The organism is Rossellomorea sp. DUT-2 (assembly GCF_052665285.1).
In genome coordinates this window covers 216976-238750 of record NZ_JBQPEO010000001.1, presented here as the reverse complement: position 1 = coordinate 238750, position 21775 = coordinate 216976, and the positions used below count along the sequence as shown (strand labels likewise).

The window sequence follows — 21775 nt, the reverse complement described above, 5'->3', positions numbered from 1 at the left end:
GTTAGTAACGCCTATAAGATTATCCTTTTGTACCCCCTGCCGTCAATCCTGAAACGAAGTATTTCTGGAAGAACAGGAATAATAGGGCAATCGGTACGGCAATCAGGACAGAACCTGCAGCGAATGTTGTAAATTCTGCTCCGAATTGTTTTGCTACCATATCATAAAGGGCAACCGGTAATGTGTACATTTTCTCTGAACGCAATAAGATACTTGCAATGATAAAGTCCGCGAATGGTGCAATGAATGAAAACAGTGCAACTACCGCAATGATCGGTTTTGCAAGTGGCATGACGATCTGGAAGAAGATACGTAAATGTCCCGCTCCGTCCATTTTCGCTGATTCATCAAGCTCTTTCGGAATCGTATCCAAATACCCTTTCATTAACCATGTATTCATTGGGATTTGTCCACCAACGTATACAAGGATCAATCCAATATGAGTATCCAATAAATCTGTTAACAATGCTAAAACGAAAATCGCGATTAAGGCAGCAAAGTTAGGAATCATTTGCAGGATCAGGAATGTCATCAATCCATTTTTACGACCTGCGAAACGGTAACGTGAGAAAGAGTAAGCTGTCAGACTGACCAGTAAAACCGTCAGTACCATGGTCGATAAACTGACTTTTATTGAGTTCCAGTACCAAAGCAAATAATCACTTTGCTCCAGATCGAATAGTTCTTTGTAATGTGCCAATGTTGCATTCTTGGGAATGATGGATGAACCCGATAAACTTTGCCCTGGATTGAAAGAAGATCCGATAATCCATGCAACCGGGTAAAGAATGATGGCAAACATGATCCCGATGGCTGCGTATGAAAGTGTCAAACGTATGAGTTTCTGTCTCTTCATATTCATATTACATCATATCCTCTTCTTGGAATGACTTCGTTCTCTTGAACTGCCAGATCGCTACTGTGATGACGATGATGGATAACAATAATGTGATGGCCGCTGCTTTAGAATACTGTGCGGATGTCATAGTCAGACTGTATATCCATGAAATCAAAATGTCAGTACCACCTGCATTTTGTCCTGTCAGGGCAGGTCCTCCGCCATTGAATAAGTAAATAACGTTAAAGTTATTAAAGTTAAATGTGTATTGCGTAATGATGATTGGCGCCGTTGCAAAAAGCACGAGGGGCAACGTAATGTTCTTGAATTTCTGGAAAGCTGATGCTCCATCAACCGTTGCTGCTTCATAAAGCTCATCAGGAATCGATTGTAGAACCCCCGTTGTCATCGCAAAGATGAACGGGAAGCCTAACCAGGCTTGAATACCGATCAGGGCAATTCGTGTATACATCGGCTCCGTCATCCATGGTAAGCCTTCAATGCCGAAGAATCCTAAGATATCCCGGTTAATCGTTCCGAAGGATTCATTGAACATACCGGCAAAAACAAGTATGGAAACGAAAGCCGGGATGGCCCAAGGTAAGATGAATACGGTACGAATGATGGCTTTTCCTTTTAAATCCTTTTGATTGACCAGGATTGCCAGGAATACACCCAGGGCAACTTGAAGCGTCGTGGCACCGAACGTCCAAACAAGTGTCCAGGCTAACACGGTAATGAATGTTTCTCTCCAAATATCAATCTTGAAAATATCAACAAAGTTTTGTATCCCTACCCAATCGACTAATTTAGCAGGAGGTGAGTGATACAAATCATAGTTTGTAAACGCCAGTAAGATAACAAAGATGATCGGGAAGATGACGACGAATACGAGTAGTAAAAATCCCGGAGACATGATCAAGTACGGAAATCCATTGTCTACTAGATTTTTGTACTGCTCTCGAATCGTGCTCAGTTTCTCTCCTCTGTCTCTCTTTTCTCCGTTTTTATAAGCATCCCGGAGATTAAACAAATAGAATCCGATTCCGAAGATAGATACGATGATTGCCAGAATTCCATATACCATCAAGAAAATGGAATGATCTCCGTATGAAATGTCTGTCCCAAGCGTTGTAATTCCCCATAATCCGTGGCCGATCAAATCTCTAAAGACAAGAATAAAAGCGGCAGTCATGATCAGGAAGAATCCGCCTTTTAGAAACTGTCTATGATAGATCTGACCTAATCCAGGGATTAGGGAAAGGGCCAGTGCTGTTTTTCTTGTGTTTTTTTGAGAGGATTTTTGTTCCATCCTATATTCCCCTTTCTACGTATACCATTTTGATAAGCTTCATGAGCTTTTTAAGAAAAGAAGTGTTTATTTCCTTAAAAAGCCCTTGAATAGGTCTTTAAAAGGATAGCAGTACCTCTCAGAGTGAGAAGGTACCGCTATGTTTATGCATTAGTTAGAGTGATTCGCTTCAATGTTTTGTTCAATTTGCTTTACAGCTGCATCAAGAGCCGCTTTCGGTTCTTGTTTGCCCGTCACAACGGTTTGAAGTGAGTCAGCCATTGGTCCCCAAACTTCTCCCATTTCAGGAATGTTCGGCATTGGCACCGCATATTGTGATTGTTCAGCAACCGCTTTTGCACCTGGGTTCTCAGCAATCGCAGGATCGTCGATCAACCCTTGGTTTGTTGGAACTTCTTGTGTTTGTTCGAAACGTAATTTCGCATATTCATCTTGAGTGATGAATTCGATGAATTTTTGTGCCCACTCTTTATTTTCAGAGTATCCTGATACATGCCAGCCTTTAACACCCATGAATGTTTTCATAGGCTCACCGTTTGGAAGTTTTGGCATAGCAGAGATACCGATATCAATTCCAGCATCTTTGTAACCTTGGAAGGACCATGGTCCGTTCATTACAGAAGCCACTTTTCCTTCATTGAATAGCCCGTCCATTGCAGATCCACCATTTTCACCTACGATACCTTTAGGGAATAATCCTTCTGAGTACCATTTTTGAATATACTCCGTACCTTCTACAGCACCTTCATTGTTTAACCCAAGATCTTTCGCATCCAATGCTCCATCATTTTCAGCAAATACGTATCCGCCGAATCCACCGATCGGTGCATGAGCGAAATAGAAGTTATCCCAAAGAGCTAAGAAACCGTAGTTTCCATCTTTTGTGAAGTCTTTAGAGAATGTGTACACTTCATCCATTGTTTTTGGAGCTTCTTCCATTAACGCTTTGTTATATACGAATACCGGCGTTTCAGAGGACTTTGGAAGACCATATAGTTTTCCATCATAGCTCTCTGCCGTCATAGAAGATTCAGTGAAACGCTCTTCAACGTCTCCTTCAACTTCTAAAGCAGCGATATGACCTGCAAGTGCAAGCTCACCGATTTGGTCATGTGGTAATGTTAATACGTCCGGACCAGTTCCCGCAGGACCATCTAAACGTAATTGTTCTTTCATTTTAGTAGCCATTTCGACTTCTTTCACTTCTACTTTGATGCCAGTTTCTTCTTCGAACTTAGCACCTACTTCATCCAGCCATCCGGATTTCTTTTCATCTTCCCAGACAACCAGTTTTTCAGGTTTGTTTGCATCGTCAGCTTTTTTCTCTCCGCTTTCATTTCCCGATCCTTCTTCACGATTAGGACCACAAGCAGCCAACGCCCCTAGTACAAGCATGATTACCATCAATAATGATAACGCTTTCTTCATCTCGACCCCTCCTAAGTATGGTAAAAAATATTGACCTTTTCTTTAGACTGAACAAACGTTTGCACACACTATGACTTAATCCCGAAAGATATCGCTTACAATCTTTGTGAAAACGATTGCACAACCTACTTCTTATTATACAAACTAAATCCGCTTTGACAATACTTTTTTGAAAATTATTTATGTTTATAAGACTGAAAAGAAAACGCTTTACTTGTTTATATGCGTTTCATTGACAACATTGTTGGTTTAGAATACTCTTTAAATGGAATGAAAAAGAGGAGGATATACGATGCTACTGGAAGCCATTTATCATAGACCAAAAGATAACTATGCATACGCTTGCACTGAAAACGAGTTACACATACGGATTCGAACGAAGAAGAATGATGTAGAAAACGTCACACTCCTGCACGGAGATCCTTATCAATGGGAAGAAGGAAAATGGATATACGATCGTGAGGAGATGGTATTAACCGGAACAGATCAGCTGTTTGATTATTGGTTCGCTCCCATCTCCCCTCCTTTCAGACGCCTTCGTTATGGTTTCCTTCTTCATGACGAAACGGAAGAAGTCTTTTATGGGGAAAAAGGATTTAACGGGGCTCCTTCTACTGATATCGGGGATTACTTCTGTTTCCCGTTCTTGAATACTATCGATGTATTTCAAGCCCCTTCATGGGTGAAGGATACAGTATGGTATCAAATCTTCCCGGAGCGTTTCGCAAATGGAAATACGGAGAATGACCCTGAAGGAACACTGGCTTGGAATAGCACAGACCCAACTCCCACCAATTTCTTCGGAGGGGATTTAGAAGGTGTGATCCAGAACATTCCTTATCTAAAAGAGCTTGGAATCTCCGGGATTTACTTCACCCCCATCTTTAAAGCGCATTCCAATCATAAATACGACACGATTGATTATTTCGAAATCGATCCACAGTTCGGGACGAAAGAAACATTGAAGGAATTAATAAAGGTCTGTCATGAGAATGAAATGAAAGTCATGCTCGATGCCGTCTTTAATCATAGCGGCTTCTATTTTGACCAGTTCCAGGATGTACTTGAAAACGGAGAAGATTCTCCTTATAAAGAATGGTTTCATGTAAACGAATTTCCTTTGGATATCGAGAGTAAGCCGCCTAATTATGATACTTTTGCATTCGAACCTTCCATGCCCAAGTTAAATACTGAAAATGAAGAGGTCCGCAATTATCTATTAGAGGTTGGCCGATACTGGATAAAGGAATTTGATATCGATGGATGGCGTCTGGACGTTGCAAATGAAGTCGATCACCACTTCTGGCGTGAATTCCGCAGAGAAGTGAAGGGTATAAAACCGGATCTATATATTTTAGGAGAAATATGGCACGATTCAATGCCCTGGTTACGGGGAGATCAATTCGATGCGGTCATGAACTATCCTTTCACGACAAATCTATTGAATCTATTTGCTCACCAAACGATTTCCGCTTCTCAATTTGCAGAGAATATGACTTCGGTCGTGCATATGTACCCTAAGAACGTAAACGAAGTGAACTTCAACCTTGTCGGAAGTCACGATACACCACGTGTATTGACCGAGTGCGGCGAAGATATCCGACGTGCTAAACAAATTTACACGTTCATGCTCACTTTCACAGGCACACCTTGTATTTATTATGGTGATGAAATCGGCCTGACTGGTGAACAGGATCCAGGGTGTCGTAAGTGCTTCCCATGGGAAAAAGAACATCATAATGAAGAGCTCTTCATGCATATACAAAAACATATCGCCCTTCGCATGCAGTATCCATTGTTAAGCAACGAGGGAAATCTGACGTTTTTACCCGGGAACCTCCATGAGCAATGCCTTGCCTTCACAAAATCGAACGGAGAGGAAACCATATTCGTTCTATTAAACTCCAGTGAAGAATCGACCACCTACTCTCTTCCTTTTGAATTAAAAGGAAAGAAAATCACGAATCTGTGGAGCGGTGAAGATTTTGCCGCTGAAGCAGAGTCCATCGAAGTGGCACTTGGAGGGTATGGATTTGCCATCTTGAAATTTTAATGAATTTTAGTTCGTGATCAGCGGGACTACACCTTAACGGTTAGTCCCCTTATCTATTTAAATCGCAAAAATTGACCAGGTACCTATCCCTGGCCAGCTAAAGGAGAAAATCTATGAGCAAGACTCAAAAAAACATGACCCTCTTTGCCTTGACTTGGCCGATTTTCATTGAAATCTTTCTCCATATGCTGATGGGGAATGCCGATACGTTAATGCTCAGTCAGTACTCAGATGACTCTGTTGCAGCCGTAGGGGTTTCCAATCAAATCCTTTCTCTCATTATTGTCATGTTTGGATTTGTCGCAACAGGTACTGCCATTCTTGTTGCTCAGCATCTGGGAGCCCGGGAGGATCGATTGGCAGGAGAAGTATCCATCGTATCCATTGCCGTTAACTTAGGATTCGGTCTCTTCCTGAGTATCGCCCTTGTGTTTTTCAGTGAGCCGATCCTGCTTTCAATGGACCTCCCCCGTTCCCTGATGAATGAAGCCTCTTCTTATTTAAAAATCGTTGGAGGGTTCGCCTTCATCCAGGCATTGATCATGACAGCCGGTTCCATCATGAGGAGCTACGGCTACACGAAAGACGCCATGTATATTACGATCGGAATGAATATCATCAATGTGATCGGGAACTATTTATTTATCTTTGGTCCATTTGGCGTTCCTGTTTTAGGAGTAGAAGGGGTAGCGATTTCCACGATTACTTCGAGACTGATCGGATTTATCGTGAGCATCATCGTGATTACCAAACGGATTCCTAACGCTCTTCCAATCAAGAGGCTTTTTCGTTTACCCATTTCGCATGTGAAAAATTTACTTCGCATCGGAATTCCTTCTGCAGGAGAACATCTATCTTATAATGGTTCACAAATGGTCATTACGTATTTCATTGCAAGTATCGGGACGAACGCATTGACCACCAAAGTATATGCACAAAACCTGATGATGTTTATCTTTTTATTCAGCGTAGCGATCAGTCAGGGAACTCAAATTATCATTGGTCATATGATCGGAGCGAAACAATTTGACAGTGCCTATGAACGGTGTTTGAAAAGTTTAAAGATTGCTATCTTCATCTCTCTCATTATGGCCGGAATTTTTTCTATCGCAGCGGAACCGCTACTGCGAATATTTACAAACAACGAAGAAATCATTTCTCTTGGTAAAACATTAATCTACCTGACCATCATTTTAGAACCGGGCAGAAGCTTCAACCTTGTCATCATAAACGCACTAAGGGCAACAGGCGATGTGCGCTTCCCAGTTTATATGGGGATCTTATCCATGTGGGGAGTAAGCGTTACGCTCTCCTATATACTCGGAATCTGGTTCGGGCTCGGACTTATCGGAATCTGGATCTCCTTCATTGCCGATGAATGGCTCCGAGGCCTCATCATGCTCAAACGCTGGCAATCCAAAATATGGATCCATAAACGATTTGTTCAAAGTAATAAAAGTACAATTTAGAGGGACGGACCTTCTATTAGGTGGTTCTGAACCTCGATGCAAGTCAATATGAACGCAGCAACCATCCCTCCTTTTAAAAAGAGTCAGCTCTCCAATTGAGCTGACTCTTTTTTCACTCCAAATGAAAACGCCTCCACCTTCACATGTTAAGTTTTTTTACATAAAAACGCTTACATTATAAATTAATACTTGAACTTTTGTTATTTTCTGAATATGATAAATAATATAACTTATTGATGTCATAAAACCTAACATCATAGAATCGATTTTTCCAAGATTGAAAGAACAAAAATCAAAAGGAGGAAAAAACAATGAAAAAAGTAGAAGCGATTATTCGTGCAGAAGCATTCTTGTCCCTGCGAGAAGCGTTATGCCTTCGTGGATTCAGCGGGCTAACCGTATCAGAAGCAGCTGGCTGTGGAAAACAGAAAGGAAAGCAAGGGATTTTCAGAGGGAATAAATTCGAACTGCAGTTGGTCCCCCGTGTAAAGGTGGAAATGATCGTCGACGATGGTCAGGTTGAAGACATCATTGATCTCATTGTTGAGCACTGCAGTACCGACACCGTAGGAGACGGTAAGATTTTCATCTATCCGGTCGAAGATGTCATCCGCATCCGCACGGGTGAACGAGGAAAAAAAGCCGTTTTATAGATCACTTCATTCTTGACTCAATCACTAAGCCGCTTTACCAAACCAATTTTGGAGGGATACCATTGATTAAAAAAATTTCTGCTCTGTTGTTTCTGTCACTGTTTGTGAGCACCACTGCTTTCGCTGCGGCCCCTACCGCAGAATCTGTTCAAGCCTCCGTTGACTCCCTATGGGTCATGATTGCTGCAGTCCTTGTGTTCTTCATGCACGCTGGATTCGCCATGGTCGAGACCGGATTTACAAGGGCCAAGAACTCTCTTAATATCCTGATGAAAAACTTCTTAACTGTTGCCATCGCTTCTGTTCTGTTTTTCATTGTTGGGTTTGGTTTTATGTTTGGAGGAACGTCAGGTGGCATCATCGGTACCGACAGCTTTTTCCTTTCAGGACGTGAAGATATCGGCTTCTTCCTTTTCCAATCCGTGTTCGCAGCCACTTGTGCAACGATCATTTCAGGTGCTGTAGCTGAACGAATGAAGCTTAAAAGTTATATTATGTTAACCATTGCCATGACTGGAATCATTTATCCGATTGTCGGACATTGGATTTGGGGAGGCGGTTGGCTTTCTGAGCTTGGATTCGTTGATTTCGCCGGATCTACTGTCGTTCATTTAACAGGTGCTGTCGGAGCCTTCATTACGGTACTCTTCCTTGGAGCACGTATCGGCAAATACAATAAAGGTAAAGTGAATGTCATTCCTGGTCATAATATCCCGATCGGTGCCCTTGGGGTATTCATCCTTTGGTTCGGCTGGTTTGGATTCAATGGTGGTAGCAGCCTGGCCGCTGATCCGACGCTTGTACCTCACGTCATTACAACAACTTTATTCTCAGCATCTGCTGCCATTCTTTCATCAGCTTTCTATACGCTAGTAAGATTTAAACGAATCGATCCTTCCCTGACGTTAAACGGAGCATTGGGCGGACTTGTCGGTATCACCGCCGGCTGTGCCAATGTATCACTCGCGGGCTCACTCATCATCGGACTTATTGCAGGAGTGATCCTTGTTGAAGCCGTAACCGTAATTGACTCTAAACTTAAAGTCGATGATCCTGTTGGAGCCATTGCCGTACATGGAATTTGCGGGATCTGGGGTACGGTAGCTGTTGGATTGTTTGATGTTTCGAACGGTTTGTTCTATGGCGGTGGCGTTTCTTTAGTAGCCACCCAAGCCCTGGGCGTATTAGCCGTTATTGCCTGGACCTCCGTTACTGTTGGAGGATTCCTGTTCCTCGTAACGAGAGTGGCAAGTATTCGCGTTTCACGTGAAGAAGAACTTTCAGGACTGGATTTTACAGAGCATGGGTCGAATGCTTATGAATTAAAGGACACTGTATTAGAATCAAATGTTTCTTCCTCTTCTCCTTTTGGATCTGATTTAGTTGATCGATTAAATTCGATTGGAACAGGTGAAGTGAGTGAAACCATGAATCAGCGAAACACAATATAATCAGTTTGGAGCTGCCCCAGAGCGGCTCTTTTTTTCTGCTTTCAACAAAAATAAGCTCATATGGAAAGCTTCCAACTAAAGCTTCCATACGGGCTTATTTACGAAATTGTTGAAATGATTCTTTCTTTTATATCTTTTGATACGAAATGTTTCTTGGAAAAGACATTATAGTGATGACTTCTTACCTCACTTAGGATGGCTCGGTATAATAATGCAGCACCTTTCACCGGGGTCCTTGAATACATAGGATAAAGATTGATTGTACGGAAAGCTTTCTCATAATAGTCTTCTGCAATCCTGGCCATTTCTTCCCATATAGACTGGAATGCAGCATTATTTCTATGATCCATGAATTCTGCTACGGTATATTCATATTTAACTAATAAATCCTGCGGGATATAAAGTCTCCCTCTTTCCAGGTCTTCTCCGATATCTCTTAATATATTGGTAAGCTGCATGGCATAACCTAAATAGATACCATCTTCCCTTAATTGATGTTCTTTCCCGGGAGCAAGAATAGGAAGAAGCATTAACCCTACCGTGCTTGCAACGTGATAAGAATAGTCCAGTACATCATCCATCGTCACATAAATTCTCCCGTTCAAATCCATTCTTTGCCCTTTAATCATATCCCGAAAAGCTCCGATGTCCATATTGAAATGATTAAACACATCGTCCAAGGCTACCCACATAAGTTCTTCTTCATTATAAGAACCTGTTAAAAACGATTCGAATTCCATTTCGAATTGCAGTAATTGCTCAGAAGGTTTCGTCCCCTCGTCTACGATATCATCCACTCTGCGACAGAATGCGTATACTGCCCATACAGCTTTCTTTTGATCCTTAGGTAACAGGGAAAATGCTCTGTAAAATGTCTTTGAGTGAAGTTTAATGATATTCTCACAATGATCGTATGCTTCCAAGATCTTGTTCATGTAAGGTCACATCCTTCCTTTCCGACTCCGTTTTATAATGTTCTTTGAAGGTTTCAGCTACGAGTTTTGCCCCCTGCATGACGATCGGTACTCCCCCACCAGGATGGATGGATGCACCCACAGCAAAGATATTCTTTTCTGCAAACGGTTGTACCTGTGGCCTGAACGGGCCTGATTGTCCTAAACTTGGCGCAATACCGAAGCTTCCCCCTGAATATAACCCCTCTTGTTTTGCCTCTTCTGGTGTCCTGACTTTCATCCACTTAATTCGTTTTCTTAACTTTTCGAAGCCCCTTTTTTCCATTGTATCCAATACGTAATTAGAAAGGAATTCTGAAGCTTCCTTCCAGTCCAAGTTCTCGGAAACCGGAACAGGGATTAAGACGTATAAGACACTGTTCCCTTCAGGCGCCAAGGTTGAATCAACCTTAGACGGATTAAATACGTAAAATGAAGGTTCCTTAGGAATTCTCTTATTCTTGAAAATATCCTCCATATTCTCAGAGAAATATTCATTTAAATAAAATTGGTGCATTTCCTTTTCTTCAAACTTCCCATCCACTCCCATATACATTAGCACGCAACCAGATGAAGGTTTGTAAGGCTTAGACTCATTTTTCTTTACTAGTTTGGTCGCCGTTGGAAAATCACCATTGATAATCACTGCATCTATTTCTTCTCTACGATTTCCGAGGACGATGTGAGTCGCTTTATCCCCTGTAGTCTCGATTTCTGTGACAGGTGAAGATATCTTGATGATTACACCATTTCGTTCACAGGCTTGCTGCACATGATCCAAAAGACTGGCATAACCACCCTTTATATAATAAATACCATGTTTATGCTCGCTATAGGATACTAAACTATAAATCGCAGGAGTCGTATAGGGATTCCCGCCAATATATAAGGTTTGAAGCCCGTACGCGGTTTGTAGTTTTTCATGATTAAAATAATGCCTTAAATTCCCCATCACATTTCGATATGCTTTTAACTTTAGCAGTGAGGCAATCGTTTCCCGGTTCAGATAGTCTTTTGTTTTTAAAAATGAGGATTCAAGAAATTGAGGCTTACCTATCTTAAACCGTACATCCATATCTTCCATGAATTTCAGGAACCCATCTTCATCCCCAGGAAACTGCTGCTTGATTTCTTCGTATTGCTTATCCATATCAGCATATTTTTTATACGTTTGCCCGTCTGAAAAATGAACATTATACAAAGGATCACAACGGACGAATTCAATTTCGTCTGTATTTATACCTGCTTCTGAAAGAATGGAAAGCAGCATTTCAGGCAGGAGCACAATGGTCGGTCCTTTATCAATTTTGTATTCTCCTTCTTGAATAAAGGCAAGTCGCCCACCAATGGTTGACTCTTTCTCATAAACGGTAACCTCATGACCATCTTTTGAAAGTAACAGACCCGATATCAACCCGCCGATTCCTGATCCAACAACCGCCGTTTTCATAATGCTTCCCCCATTGTTTGGTCTTTAGTGAAAGAGTTGGACGGATCTTCGTTCATCAGCATATTCGTTGTAATCCGGGCTGATTCTAATATCGTAGGCAGCCCGCTTCCCGGATGGGTCCCTCCTCCGACAAGCCAGCAGTTTTCAAGCTCTTCAAATTTATTGTGAGGTCGCATTGCCATCATTTGAGTTAATTGGTGACCGAGATTAAAGGTCGCACCTTGATAAATATTGAAGTCTGCCTCCCAGTGATGAGGCGAAATGATTTTTTCAACCTGGATATGTTCCCGAATATTCTTTAAACCTGTTTTGCTTTCAACTGCATCCAGAACAAGATCCCGGAAGGTTTGTTCATTCTCTGTCCAATCAATTCCGCTTACATTATTCGGCACGGGAGCAAGAATATATAAGGTGGAATGTCCTGGGGGTGCCAGCGTCTTATCTGTCACGGAAGCATTCTGAATATAAATGGAGGGATCTTCCGGAAGTGTAAACGTCTCTGTAATTTCCTCCACATTTCTCTTATAGTCTTCTGCAAACAGGATGCTGTGATGAGGCAGATCATACTGTTTATCGATTCCAAGATAAATCATGAAGGTCGAGCAGGAATACTTCTTCTTCTTCAGTTTTTCTTTACTGTACTTCTTGAGAACCCCATCTTCCACAAGGTTACTCATCACATGAGCGAAATCTCCATTAATGATGACTTCATCTGCGGAAACCTTCTCTCCGTCCTCCGTAATGATTCCCTTCACCACATGACGATCTTCAATCCACAATTTCTTTACCCCGCGGCCCAAATGGATGGAACCTCCATGCTCCGTCACTACTTTGGCCATGGCTTTCGATAGCTGATTTACCCCGCCGATGGGGTGAAAAATGCCATATTCATGCTCCATGAAGGACAGAATCGAGAATGCTCCCGGACACTCCCACGGTGACATCCCTAAATATTTCGATTGGAAGGTAAAAGCTAACCGCAATTCATGATCGGTGAAATAATCACTTAACACACTATATAGTGATTTTCCCAATGATAATTGGGGAAGTGCTCTCAAAACCTTCCAGCTGATATATTGATAATATCGATCCATCGGACTTTGAAGAATCGGCTTTAAACGTTCCATTTTTTTACGAGTATCATTCATAAAACGTGTATATCCTTCTGCATTCCCTGGATAATGACGCTCGATTTCTCCAGAAAGCCGCTCCGGGTCTTTAAACATCCTCACTCTTTTATCTTTAAATATAAGTTCGTACATCATCGATAGCTCTTGTAAATCCACATAATCGTGAAGATTCCTTCCTGCCGCCTCGAATAATTCCTCAGCAATTTCCGGCATACTTAGGAACGTGGGTCCAATATCGAACGTATACCCATCCATGGTGACAGCCCCGTTACGTCCGCCAACAAATGTTTGCTTCTCATATATTTCTACGTCGTATCCCTTGCTGGCCAGCAGCATTGCCGCTGCCAAGCCACCTGGACCAGCGCCTATGACGATCATTTTCTTGGCCATTGTTATAGCCTCCAGTGTGTTTTTTATTTGTACATTTATTATACAATTGTTATACAACTAATTATACAACTCTTTTCCGGTAGAAACAAAGTTTAAACTCTATTTTTTCAGATTTTATTTTTTTCTCAGTAAAACCAGCTTGTCTCCCATTAAAAAAACACAAAAAATAGGATTTCGGTTTTTCAACTCTATGTAGGAGTTTGGCCCTTTTACAAAGAGAAAAAAAGGCATGAAAAAGGTTTCTTTCCTTTTACTATGCCTCCTTTTCTCTTCATTATTACTTTAAATCTATGTTTGTACCTGTCTCTTAATTCTTTATAATTACCGGGTCAGTTGACCGACGGAGGATCACAGAACCAAGGGCTCACTTTCACAAACAAAAACAGGTGAGCTTCTTCCTTATAAGAAGCTCACCTGTTTTGTACGTCTACTATTCCACAATCTCAACATTATAATCCTTAAACCAAACATGAATCTGTGCCAGGTGGGCAAGTAGCTGGGGACCGGTCATGAGTTGGCCGTACCATGGCACCTGGAAGGCAGATCCACCTGTTGCAACGATTTCTTTCAGTTTTTCTTCATCGAATAATTCATAGAGAACGCTTGATTTGTCTTCGAGTATTTCATTCAACCAGTTACTGACCAGATTCGTGTACTCAGGGTGGTGGGTTTTTGGGTACGGACTTTTCTTACGATAAAGGACTTCGTGAGGCAATACTCCTTCAAGAGCCTTTCGCAGAATCCCTTTTTCTCTGCCCTCGTGCATTTTCATCTCCCATGGAATATTCCAGACGTATTCTACGAGTCTATGATCAGCAAATGGCACACGGACCTCTAGACTTGCCCCCATGCTCATTCGATCTTTACGATCTAACAATGTCGTCATGAACCAAAGTAAATTCAGATAGAATAATTGCCTTCTTTTCGTTTCAACTTCACTTTCCCCTTCTAATAATGGGGTTTCTGCCACTGTGCGATCATATTGCTCCAGCACATATTCTTCCAGATTTAATTTCTTGCTCCATTCTTCTTTTAGAAGACCTTGACGCTCAGCCGTGGAGCGCATCCACGGAAATCCTCTGCGATCGAAATCTTCAGGACGGTGAAACCAAGGGTAACCTCCGAATATTTCATCCGCACATTCCCCTGATAACCCAACGGTGAAGTCCTGTTTAATTTCCCGGCAGAACCATAATAGGGATGAATCAACGTCTGCCATTCCCGGTAAGTCTCTTACATGAACCGCTTCAGTCAGGTAGTCCTTCAATTGCTGTTGGCTGATGACACATCGATGGTGCTCGGTACCAAATTCAGAAGTCATCTTTTCTATCCATGGCGCATCGGAATTAGGCTGAAAATCATCCGCTTTAAAGTATTGTTCGTTTTCTTCATAATCAATGGAATAGGTATGAAGTTTCCCTTTCCCTTCTTTTTTATAGCTGTTCGCTGCCACCGCGGTAATCGCACTTGAATCAAGTCCGCCTGATAAGAACGTACAAAGTGGCACATCGGAAACGAGCTGTCTCTCGATGGCATCAGTCAAAAGGAATCGCACCTTTGACACTGTTTCAATAAATGAGTCTGTATGCTTCTCACTCTTCACATTCCAGTATCTCCATATTTTCAAGCCATCTTTGGAGAATAGCAAAACATGAGCAGGACGGAGTTCCTTCACCCCTTTAAACACTCCATTACCAGGCGTACGGGAAGGCCCCAGTCCCAGTACTTCCGCCAATCCCTGATGATCCACCTGGGGTAAAACATCCGGATGGGCCAGTAACGCTTTGAGTTCGGAACCGAAGAGGATTCCTTCTTCCTTTTCAAAATAAAATAAAGGCTTTACGCCCATTCGGTCCCTGCCTATAAATACATGCTCCTTTTCACTGTCCCACACAGCAAAGGCAAAAATCCCATTTAAATGATGGACACAATCCTCACGCCACTCAATATAAGAGGTTAACAGAACCTCCGTATCTGAATGTCCTCTGAAGGTATAACCCTTAGAAATGAGTACTTTTCTCAAATCTTCTGTATTGTAAAGTTCTCCATTGTAGCAAATGGTGAAAAGGTGCCCGTCATGTTGTATGCTCATGGGCTGTCTTCCTCCTGCAGGATCTACTACAATTAATCGTTTATGACCAAACGCAACATGCTGGTCAATCCATACATTCGTTTCATCTGGCCCTCTTTTAGAAAGGGTTTCTGCCATTTTTTCCACTACTTCTTTTTGATCAGACAAATCTCGTTTATAATGAATCCAACCTGTAATTCCGCACATGGTGATCATCCTCACTTTCTAGTCAAACAAACTGGGCTCACGGACACATAAATTATTCTATGCTCCGGACAGGAAATGGTTAATTGTCTCAATCAATTTTCACATGAATGAAATATGATAATTATGACAAGAAATGTAGTTAAGGAGGGATATTCACTTGAGCAACACATTTCGATCAAACATTTTAAAATCCCAAAAAAGGTCCTATTCCGAAGGCACTGCTCTTTTCGAAGATGATACGTGGTACTTTTTCGAAATTGATGCCGAGGAAGAGTCTGAGCTCGAATTTTACCTCAATCATGAATTGAAAGTGTATAGAGATGGAGACTGGCTTGCTGGAGTTCTTTTAGAAGATGGCATTATTGTCACACCGTATGAGCGAATAAGAATCGAGAATGGCGATCGAATTCAAATAAAGAAGAATATATTGTATTCGTTGGAGAATTTATTGGAAGAAATTTCTGATGATGCCTTTCATCAGTTTACAACAGCCTTAAACAACCTGGGTTATTCTATTTATGATAGTATCTTTTGCCATAACCACCTGGTTTTCCTTGGAAATCAAAAGATCAAAGAAGGAGTTAACTTCATCACCTTCGATAACGGTGTAGAAGTATGTGCGGTCCAGCATCACTTCACCTATTATAAAAAGAAACGGGACCGCTTTGAATTCACTTTAAGTACCGGTAGACGAATTGTGATTGAAAGTTTTAATATTTAATCCATTCTTAAACCCAAATAGAAAAAAGCAAATGCCTGCCGGTATCCGACATACATTTGCTTTTTTTCTATTCCTTCTCTATCCAAGGAAATTCAAGCCCAGAGGCAATCGTAATCCCAAATAAAGAACAATGATTAAAGCGATGATCAATTGAATCCAGAACATCTTCGTACTCTTGCCTTTATTCAAGCGAACCAAGACCATCTCGAACATCCCGATGACCCAGATTCCAACCAATCCTTTAATGCCATATAGGGCAGGATTAATTCCTTGATGCTTCCAGAATAATAGGGCCCCCGTTAAAATAATGAGCAGGTAGAATAACCTTAAAATCATATGTACAACTTTCATGCCTTTTTTCTTTCCTGCATTATGTAAGCCAACCGCTACAAAGAAAAGAATAATCGCAATCACCCAAGTTGTAATATGGGCATGTGTATTATCAAACATAATGAACCTCCTACAGGTAGTTAGTATACGTTCATAATATTACCATAGTCTTTACTCCAACAGAAATTTTAACTAGGCCTGTAACTGATTTGTCAAAATTCCGAGAGATTCAATTTCGATTTCCACTCTGTCACCCTTCTTCAGGAAAAGCGGAGGCTTGAAGCCTTTTCCAACTCCAGCAGGTGTCCCGGTAGCAATGATATCACCAGGCTCAAGAGTCATCCCCTTCGATAACGTAGAAATGATGGTGGGAATGGTGAATATCATTTCACTTGTGTTCGAAGACTGACGGATTTCATCATTTACCCTCGTCGTGATTTCCAGATTCTGCGGGTCGACGATTTCATCCTTCGTGACAAGATACGGACCGATCGGACATGTTGTATCCAGGCTCTTACCGATAAAAAATTGGCCATGCTTTTTCTGGAGATCCCTGGCGGTTATATCATTGAGTATCGTATATCCAAATACGTACTCCAAGGCGTCTTCCGGGGAAATCCCTTTTCCTCTCTTGCCAATCACGACAGCAAGCTCCCCTTCATAATCAAGCTGCTCCGTCATTTCACCATGATGCAGTACCGTTTCTTCATGACCGACTACTGTATTGGTCGCTTTTGTGAAAATCATGATGTCTTTCGGGATATCCTGCTCCCCACCCATTTCGATGGCATGATCACGATAATTTTTCCCTACACACATAATATTCCTCTTCACTTTTGGAAGCGGTGAAAGCCACTTTACCTCATCATGAGAATATGACGGACAATTTAAGGAAATGTCCTGAAGGATGCTTATTACTTTTTGAAGAAAGCCTTCCCCCCGTCCTATCCCGCCAAGTAAATCCTGGGGTAAGCCGTGCAAACCTGCTAACTCTACAATTCTGGCATCTCGTTTTACACCATACGTCTGTCTATCCCCAACCTGAAAGCTAACAAATTTCATCCCTTACTCATCCCCTTCGTTTGATTTTAGAAACTATAACTCTCCCTTTTTAACCACAGTGCTTTTTCCATAACTTAATACACGCCACAGCTTCTCAACAGGACCGTATTTAAACTTGGATAACCAAATTTCTGAAATGATCACTTGGATAACATATATGCCAATCGCCAGTAAAGTCCCCGTCGTTAACGTCACTTCTCCATACAATCCAAATCCATACGAATAGAAAATCAGGGTGCCGATGACCGATTGCATGAGGTAGTTCGTCAGGGACATTTTCCCTACTGAGGCTAAAGGCTTGCTCCCTTTCATGATTTTTTCATTCAACATTAATAATGAGAGGATTATTGCATAAGATACTGATAAGAACGGACCTCCCAAAAAGTCTTGAATATACGCATATGCAAAATTGGACTGAATGAATAGTGGCATTGATTTAATGAAGATCCCAATCACCAAAGTACAGATTCCTATCACAATCCATGTCTTCTTATAATCTCTTACCTTTTCCAATAGTTGCAGTTTACTAGCTCCAGCCCCAATCATCATCATTGGCAAGATAGAAAGTAATAAAAATATGAGATTACCTGGTGAATTCACTGCATACCAGTCTTGAAAACGCTGCTCCATAATACTGCTGAAGCTTCCAGAGGCATATGCGGCAACAGAATTCTGCAGCGACTGGATATCAGTGAATTGGGTTACACCAGTCGGATCTGCGAAAGTCATTAATACTAGCAGTATACTAAAAAATAATTGAGGCAGCAGAAATAATAATCCTCCTAGCCACAATAACCCCTTTCCAGACAGCCTCATGAAAAAGAGCAGCAGCAGACCGAATATGGCATAGTTGATTAAAATATCTCCCGACCAAATAAGAAAAGCATGAATAGAGCCAATCACCAATAAAATAAGAAGCCTTCTGATTCCAAATAAATAGAAAGAAGTTCTTTTAGCAGCTGCCCTTTGTTGTTGAATGCCTAACCCATATCCAAACATCATGGCGAATAGAGGATAGAAGCTTGCTTGGACCAATACATCTATCCATGGATACAAAGCGACATCTTCAGGTGTCTTCCACCAAGAATAGGGGTCAAGATAAAGAAATGGTGAATGAAAGGAAATCATATTGATGATAAAGATTCCAAGTAATGAAAATCCTCTAATCACATCAAGACTTACAATACGTTCTGAATATTCGATTGGCGATAAAGTGTTCATTAATAGTTCCTCCGAAAAAATAATCTTGATTTCATTTTAACTCCAAATGTGAAATTAGGCGATTATCACCTATTGTTTCTTCTCACATAGAATAACAATAATTAACTTTGTCTTAAAGGTGTGAGTCGAAATGCCCGCAATTGTAGGAATTGCACAAGTCATAAACGTCGGTTCCAGTGGCGTTTTTCACATTGGAGATGTGTTTAACATTAGTCCAATATCAACAGCCAAAACCTTTGCCGGTGCAGGTTCGTTTATTACAGGGAGAGGAATTTCCGTCTACAATGAAAACTCCTTAACCTATACTGTGGATGACGATGCTGTGGATCAAGGAATAAACTTTAACCTATGAGTGTGATGCGAAAATGACGAATTATTATGTTCAACAATCCATACAGATTCAATTTATTAAAATTGGAGGAATGTCCAATTCTTCCGTTTTACAAATTGGTACATGTGGTCAAATAAACACAAATGACTATCTTTATAATACCGGTGGGTTCACGGAACCCGCTCCTGAAGCTGAAAAAAACGGCAGTGTTTCAACGGGACCATCAGCGACACCCTTAGTTCCTCTTCAAAACCCATAAAAGAACCCGCGACAAAGAAAGAGGTGGCAGGATGACTAATTACTATATGACCCCACAACAACTCTATCAGTATATTGACATGTTGAATACGAAAATTGTCGCGTTAGAACAAAAAGTAAATGAGCTCTCACAAGAATTAATGACGATCAAGGAATCACCAAAGATTAATGTAGAAAGAATTGAATATAAATTCGATCAGCTTAAAGTCGAGTCCCTTGACGGCACATTGAATATCGGTCTGAATCCTAGTAATTTAAAGGATACCATAGAGGATTTAGCCGTAGACCAAAATGTGAATGTCAATTCAATCAAAGATCTAACTCCCTACAAAGAAAGAATAACGAATGAAATACAAGCGTACATTCAAACCGAATTGCCTACCCTGATTCAAGACAATGAAATGCAATTCCAACGATCACTGGACCCTTCTTATTATGAAATGGTACAGCAAGACCTATTAAATCAGATGCCGCAGAGAATCGATTTCTACCTTGAAAACATACCACATGTCGAGTCCAAGCAATCCGAAGAAGAATGGGAAAGAAAAATCATTTCGAAAATCAAAAAAGATATCCAAACGGCCCTCTTCTCTTTCATGTCACAAATGCCGGAAAATATGGAAGGAATGAATAACAATGAACCTCCAAGTAATCAATCGTGAATTGTCAGTTGGCAGTATCGATATTGCAGGGGTGGCAAGCTCTTCCCTGGTCCTGATCGGGGATGCTGACATCATTCAGCTCACTTCTGCCTTCGATACACCACCAGAGTCCCTCATCATCGGTCCATTCGTTCCTCTTACACCAAAAGGATAGTATATATGTTTAAGCGATATTCGATTGTAAATAAATTAGATGGAATTACTTTATCCTTTAGCTCTCTCTATCAAGTAGGCGATTCCCAAAATATTAATGCCCTATCATTTGCCTATGCAGTACAGCGGGAAAAAGAATTTTTCTTAACGAGTGAAGGAAGCTTTGATTCCAGAGTGTTTCAAGCTCCACTTAAAAAACCTTCCATTGATCCGGCAGTGAGGGTCAGCCGCCTAAACCTTTGTCCAATCAAAGTTGACCAGGTTTATATCAGGGCAACGGCATTTTCTTCAATTGTTCATATTGGAAACACCTCAAATGTAGCAATGGAATCGAGGGTCAAGCACATCCGACAGCTTGAAAGTAAAATAGATGAAGATCCACAAACGTTCGAAACCATAGATCAACCAAACTAGAAACACGCATTAATAGGGAACATGAACATTCTAACCTATTTCACATAGGTTAACTGTATAGATATATATGAAGAGGATGTTGAATATGCCCGCTTTAGTAGGTCCTGTCTCTATTCTTAATGTCGGTGGAGGAAGTGTTCAGTTTGGAGATACAGGTATTATTTCACCTAAGTCCGCATCAAAAACTTTTGGTGGTTCTGGTGGATTCAATACAGGTCCCTTTCAGTTAACCTACAATGTATTCAGTGTGAATACCACATTTGATTGTAATGTTGTGGATCAACCGATAACAGGGAATAACTAAAAGCAAAAAGCGATATTATAGCTTTTTGCTTTTTTATCTGGGTAAGAAGCGACGTGAAACAGCCTCACCGCTTCCTTTTTTTACGTTCATTGCTTTTCCTCGTTTTCACCAATTTAGTGGAGGGCTGCTTTCGGATCCACTTAATGAACTTATGAATCTTTTCATCCCTCCTCAAGTATTCGATGGTGTTCAATCTTACGCCCAATTCATCATTTGTATAGAGGGAGTGAATTTGTTTGTGACACGGGATACAAAGTTGTGCTGTGGGAAGGAAGGTTCCCCCCACCTCTTTAGGTGTCAGGTGATGAATCGTGGTTTCTACATTTTGACGAGAGCATAATTCACATGTACCAATCATTTTTTTACTCATTTCAAGCCCTTCCTGTATGTGTTTGGTTTATATATTCCCCATTTCTATCACGTTTAAAAAGGCTCTTTTCGCAAAGATTGTTGTTTTCTAGCATAGAATCTGCCAGGGCTCTGTCAACCAGTTTATGCTGGATGGTGAGGGGAACTGCTCCGCTTGCAGCTAGCGTTCGGCCGAGCCTCCTCAGCTTAGCCGAACGGGGTCTCGGCACGCCCAAAATCCGCAGGAGTCTGCGCAGTTCCCCTCACCATCTTTAACAGATTTTTCTTGACAGAGCTTCAAGGTGTGCAAGAAAACAAAGTAACTAAAATAATTTTTCTTTCTTAAATGGTAAAACAATCTCTACTTACCTTAAATGAGATGGTTTGCTAAAATCCTTGTTTTAATTGTTTTCTATTAAGGATTCATGCTCAGAAAGTTGATTCTCGCTGCAGGAGGCTCGACTCCTGCGGGAATAGCTGGACAGTACGAAAAGCGGAGGGGCTTTGCCCAGGGGCGACAAGCATAAGACGAGTCTGCCGGAAAGGCGCTCTTTGCCTTTTTGGCA

Annotated in this window: 22 protein-coding genes; 11 read left to right on the top strand and 11 right to left on the bottom strand. The window is 41.3% G+C overall.

Features of this window, described 5'->3' with window-relative positions; translation table 11 throughout:
* Positions 1 to 19: 19 nt before the first annotated feature.
* The 3 genes from ACOSV2_RS01240 to ACOSV2_RS01230 all read right to left on the bottom strand — a co-directional run bounded on the left by ACOSV2_RS01240 (position 20) and on the right by ACOSV2_RS01230 (position 3578).
* Positions 20 to 862, bottom strand: a complete 843-nt coding sequence (locus tag ACOSV2_RS01240) for a sugar ABC transporter permease (RefSeq protein WP_428973640.1) — start codon at positions 860 to 862, stop codon at positions 20 to 22.
* Between the two features lies 1 nt (position 863).
* Positions 864 to 2150 carry a carbohydrate ABC transporter permease gene (locus ACOSV2_RS01235; protein ID WP_428973639.1) on the bottom strand — a complete coding sequence of 429 codons (1287 nt, stop codon included), beginning with the start codon at positions 2148 to 2150 and terminating at the stop codon, positions 864 to 866.
* Positions 2151 to 2300: 150 nt separating this feature from the next.
* Positions 2301 to 3578, bottom strand: a complete 1278-nt coding sequence (locus tag ACOSV2_RS01230; protein ID WP_428973638.1) for an extracellular solute-binding protein — start codon at positions 3576 to 3578, stop codon at positions 2301 to 2303.
* A 292-nt stretch (positions 3579 to 3870) separates the two neighbouring features.
* On the opposite strand from ACOSV2_RS01230, the gene ACOSV2_RS01225 reads away from it, so the two are divergent.
* From ACOSV2_RS01225 to ACOSV2_RS01210, 4 genes are all read left to right on the top strand, one after another.
* A complete protein-coding gene (locus ACOSV2_RS01225) occupies positions 3871 to 5631 on the top strand; it encodes an alpha-glycosidase (protein WP_428973637.1) in 1761 nt (586 codons plus the stop codon).
* Positions 5632 to 5744: 113 nt separating this feature from the next.
* Positions 5745 to 7100: an MATE family efflux transporter gene (locus tag ACOSV2_RS01220; protein ID WP_428973636.1), complete on the top strand. Its 1356-nt coding sequence runs from the start codon at positions 5745 to 5747 to the stop codon at positions 7098 to 7100.
* A 311-nt stretch (positions 7101 to 7411) separates the two neighbouring features.
* Complete coding sequence (locus tag ACOSV2_RS01215; protein ID WP_060670328.1) at positions 7412 to 7753, top strand: P-II family nitrogen regulator; 342 nt, start codon at positions 7412 to 7414, stop codon at positions 7751 to 7753.
* A gap of 62 nt (positions 7754 to 7815) precedes the next feature.
* Positions 7816 to 9204: an ammonium transporter gene (locus ACOSV2_RS01210; protein WP_428973635.1), complete on the top strand. Its 1389-nt coding sequence runs from the start codon at positions 7816 to 7818 to the stop codon at positions 9202 to 9204.
* 98 nt (positions 9205 to 9302) lie between these two features.
* Here ACOSV2_RS01210 and ACOSV2_RS01205 read toward each other — a convergent pair whose 3' ends face one another.
* The 4 genes from ACOSV2_RS01205 to asnB form a co-directional block, all read right to left on the bottom strand.
* On the bottom strand, positions 9303 to 10139 hold the full coding sequence (locus tag ACOSV2_RS01205) for a phytoene/squalene synthase family protein (protein ID WP_428973634.1): 837 nt from the start codon (positions 10137 to 10139) through the stop codon (positions 9303 to 9305).
* The gene (locus tag ACOSV2_RS01200; RefSeq protein ID WP_428973633.1) at positions 10105 to 11607 is read right to left on the bottom strand and encodes a phytoene desaturase family protein; all 1503 of its coding nucleotides are present in this window, start codon (positions 11605 to 11607) and stop codon (positions 10105 to 10107) included. The genes ACOSV2_RS01205 and ACOSV2_RS01200 overlap by 35 nt, the downstream gene beginning before the upstream one ends.
* Positions 11604 to 13127, bottom strand: a complete 1524-nt coding sequence (locus ACOSV2_RS01195; protein WP_428973632.1) for a phytoene desaturase family protein — start codon at positions 13125 to 13127, stop codon at positions 11604 to 11606. Before ACOSV2_RS01195 ends, ACOSV2_RS01200 begins: the two co-directional genes overlap by 4 nt.
* Before the next feature lie 430 nt (positions 13128 to 13557).
* A complete protein-coding gene (gene asnB, locus ACOSV2_RS01190) occupies positions 13558 to 15414 on the bottom strand; it encodes an asparagine synthase (glutamine-hydrolyzing) (protein ID WP_428973631.1) in 1857 nt (618 codons plus the stop codon).
* Between the two features lie 148 nt (positions 15415 to 15562).
* Here asnB and ACOSV2_RS01185 point away from each other — a divergent pair, with 148 nt between their 5' ends.
* Positions 15563 to 16126, top strand: a complete 564-nt coding sequence (locus tag ACOSV2_RS01185) for a DUF2777 family protein (protein ID WP_428973630.1) — start codon at positions 15563 to 15565, stop codon at positions 16124 to 16126.
* 78 nt (positions 16127 to 16204) lie between these two features.
* On the opposite strand, the gene ACOSV2_RS01180 is transcribed toward ACOSV2_RS01185, so the two are convergent.
* From ACOSV2_RS01180 to ACOSV2_RS01170, 3 genes are all read right to left on the bottom strand, one after another.
* Positions 16205 to 16576, bottom strand: coding sequence for a YisL family protein (locus ACOSV2_RS01180; RefSeq protein ID WP_428973629.1), 372 nt, complete (start codon positions 16574 to 16576; stop codon positions 16205 to 16207).
* A 72-nt stretch (positions 16577 to 16648) separates the two neighbouring features.
* The gene (locus ACOSV2_RS01175; RefSeq protein ID WP_428973628.1) at positions 16649 to 17518 is read right to left on the bottom strand and encodes a fumarylacetoacetate hydrolase family protein; all 870 of its coding nucleotides are present in this window, start codon (positions 17516 to 17518) and stop codon (positions 16649 to 16651) included.
* A gap of 33 nt (positions 17519 to 17551) precedes the next feature.
* The gene (locus ACOSV2_RS01170; RefSeq protein WP_428973627.1) at positions 17552 to 18739 is read right to left on the bottom strand and encodes a DUF418 domain-containing protein; all 1188 of its coding nucleotides are present in this window, start codon (positions 18737 to 18739) and stop codon (positions 17552 to 17554) included.
* A 130-nt stretch (positions 18740 to 18869) separates the two neighbouring features.
* Here ACOSV2_RS01170 and ACOSV2_RS01165 point away from each other — a divergent pair, with 130 nt between their 5' ends.
* From ACOSV2_RS01165 to ACOSV2_RS01140, 6 genes are all read left to right on the top strand, one after another.
* Entirely contained in the window at positions 18870 to 19091 is a 222-nt protein-coding gene (locus ACOSV2_RS01165; RefSeq protein ID WP_397553340.1) for a spore germination protein, read from the top strand.
* Between the two features lie 13 nt (positions 19092 to 19104).
* Entirely contained in the window at positions 19105 to 19329 is a 225-nt protein-coding gene (locus ACOSV2_RS01160) for a spore germination protein GerPB (RefSeq protein WP_397553339.1), read from the top strand.
* Positions 19330 to 19360: 31 nt separating this feature from the next.
* Positions 19361 to 19990, top strand: coding sequence for a spore germination protein GerPC (gerPC, locus tag ACOSV2_RS01155; protein ID WP_428973626.1), 630 nt, complete (start codon positions 19361 to 19363; stop codon positions 19988 to 19990).
* Entirely contained in the window at positions 19965 to 20144 is a 180-nt protein-coding gene (locus ACOSV2_RS01150; RefSeq protein WP_060670356.1) for a hypothetical protein, read from the top strand. The genes gerPC and ACOSV2_RS01150 overlap by 26 nt, the downstream gene beginning before the upstream one ends.
* A 5-nt stretch (positions 20145 to 20149) precedes the next feature.
* On the top strand, positions 20150 to 20557 hold the full coding sequence (locus ACOSV2_RS01145) for a spore germination protein GerPE (RefSeq protein ID WP_428973625.1): 408 nt from the start codon (positions 20150 to 20152) through the stop codon (positions 20555 to 20557).
* An 85-nt stretch (positions 20558 to 20642) separates the two neighbouring features.
* Positions 20643 to 20861 carry a spore germination protein gene (locus tag ACOSV2_RS01140; protein ID WP_113969909.1) on the top strand — a complete coding sequence of 73 codons (219 nt, stop codon included), beginning with the start codon at positions 20643 to 20645 and terminating at the stop codon, positions 20859 to 20861.
* A gap of 64 nt (positions 20862 to 20925) precedes the next feature.
* Here ACOSV2_RS01140 and ACOSV2_RS01135 read toward each other — a convergent pair whose 3' ends face one another.
* Positions 20926 to 21231: an HNH endonuclease gene (locus ACOSV2_RS01135; protein WP_428973624.1), complete on the bottom strand. Its 306-nt coding sequence runs from the start codon at positions 21229 to 21231 to the stop codon at positions 20926 to 20928.
* Positions 21232 to 21775 lie beyond the last annotated feature (544 nt).

Bases quoted from the DNA above. Each gene is read 5' to 3' on its own strand.
- ACOSV2_RS01170 (WP_428973627.1), bottom strand. From the start codon at position 18,739: ATGAACACTTTATCGCCAATCGAATATTCAGAACGTATTGTAAGTCTT.
- ACOSV2_RS01195 (WP_428973632.1), bottom strand. From the start codon at position 13,127: ATGGCCAAGAAAATGATCGTCATAGGCGCTGGTCCAGGTGGCTTGGCA.
- ACOSV2_RS01150 (WP_060670356.1), top strand. From the start codon at position 19,965: ATGAACCTCCAAGTAATCAATCGTGAATTGTCAGTTGGCAGTATCGAT.
- ACOSV2_RS01235 (WP_428973639.1), bottom strand. From the start codon at position 2,150: ATGGAACAAAAATCCTCTCAAAAAAACACAAGAAAAACAGCACTGGCC.
- ACOSV2_RS01200 (WP_428973633.1), bottom strand. From the start codon at position 11,607: ATGAAAACGGCGGTTGTTGGATCAGGAATCGGCGGGTTGATATCGGGT.
- ACOSV2_RS01220 (WP_428973636.1), top strand. From the start codon at position 5,745: ATGAGCAAGACTCAAAAAAACATGACCCTCTTTGCCTTGACTTGGCCG.
- ACOSV2_RS01240 (WP_428973640.1), bottom strand. From the start codon at position 862: ATGAATATGAAGAGACAGAAACTCATACGTTTGACACTTTCATACGCA.
- gerPC (WP_428973626.1), top strand. From the start codon at position 19,361: ATGACTAATTACTATATGACCCCACAACAACTCTATCAGTATATTGAC.
- ACOSV2_RS01215 (WP_060670328.1), top strand. From the start codon at position 7,412: ATGAAAAAAGTAGAAGCGATTATTCGTGCAGAAGCATTCTTGTCCCTG.
- ACOSV2_RS01205 (WP_428973634.1), bottom strand. From the start codon at position 10,139: ATGAACAAGATCTTGGAAGCATACGATCATTGTGAGAATATCATTAAA.
- asnB (WP_428973631.1), bottom strand. From the start codon at position 15,414: ATGATCACCATGTGCGGAATTACAGGTTGGATTCATTATAAACGAGAT.
- ACOSV2_RS01145 (WP_428973625.1), top strand. From the start codon at position 20,150: ATGTTTAAGCGATATTCGATTGTAAATAAATTAGATGGAATTACTTTA.
- ACOSV2_RS01140 (WP_113969909.1), top strand. From the start codon at position 20,643: ATGCCCGCTTTAGTAGGTCCTGTCTCTATTCTTAATGTCGGTGGAGGA.
- ACOSV2_RS01230 (WP_428973638.1), bottom strand. From the start codon at position 3,578: ATGAAGAAAGCGTTATCATTATTGATGGTAATCATGCTTGTACTAGGG.
- ACOSV2_RS01180 (WP_428973629.1), bottom strand. From the start codon at position 16,576: ATGTTTGATAATACACATGCCCATATTACAACTTGGGTGATTGCGATT.
- ACOSV2_RS01225 (WP_428973637.1), top strand. From the start codon at position 3,871: ATGCTACTGGAAGCCATTTATCATAGACCAAAAGATAACTATGCATAC.
- ACOSV2_RS01165 (WP_397553340.1), top strand. From the start codon at position 18,870: ATGCCCGCAATTGTAGGAATTGCACAAGTCATAAACGTCGGTTCCAGT.
- ACOSV2_RS01160 (WP_397553339.1), top strand. From the start codon at position 19,105: ATGACGAATTATTATGTTCAACAATCCATACAGATTCAATTTATTAAA.
- ACOSV2_RS01135 (WP_428973624.1), bottom strand. From the start codon at position 21,231: ATGAGTAAAAAAATGATTGGTACATGTGAATTATGCTCTCGTCAAAAT.
- ACOSV2_RS01175 (WP_428973628.1), bottom strand. From the start codon at position 17,518: ATGAAATTTGTTAGCTTTCAGGTTGGGGATAGACAGACGTATGGTGTA.